At 45.2% G+C, this 551-nt stretch carries 1 pseudogene; it reads right to left on the reverse strand.

Going from position 1 to position 551, the window contains the following annotated elements:
- Positions 1–183: 183 nt before the first annotated feature.
- Positions 184–429 (reverse strand): annotated as a pseudogene (locus tag K5Q99_RS21960) (sulfite exporter TauE/SafE family protein); the annotation flags it as partial.
- Positions 430–551: the final 122 nt, after the last annotated feature.

Here is a 551-nt window from a genome sequence, read left to right on the forward strand (position 1 = left end):
GGAGGTACTCAGGCGGCCTGATTATCAAATCACGGAGAAAGAATTGCTGGCGGCCTGGGTATTATTCGCCAATCAGTTGCTCAAATATGGCTATGCTATGGCTGATTTATGAGGGGATCCTTCAGGGCATAGTGCTTTTTATTTAGTTTCATCGTCTATTTTAACTTTGTAGCATAATAAATGTCACAGCATAACAACCCCCGTCAAAATGATCCAAATGGAGAAAAAGAGTTTTAATACTTTTACTGGGAGATATAGCGCTAATTTGCGAGCAAGTAATCCCCCGATAACGGCGCCCGGGCCTGCGAATAACACTAACTCAAAGAGGGCTTGGCTATTTGTTGAAAAGATATGAATAGGGCTTGCCGACCAAACGGTAATCGCAGAGACAACAACGCCGGTGGCGACTGCCATTTTGGCGCATAGTCCTGAAGGATCCCCTCATAAATCAGCCATAGCATAGCCATATTTGAGCAACTGATTGGCGAATAATACCCAGGCCGCCAGCAATTCTTTCTCCGTGATTTGATAATCAGGCCGCCTGAGTACCT

It is taken from the genome of Shewanella hafniensis (assembly GCF_019655335.1).
In the GTDB taxonomy this organism is placed as follows: Bacteria; Pseudomonadota; Gammaproteobacteria; order Enterobacterales; family Shewanellaceae; genus Shewanella; species Shewanella hafniensis.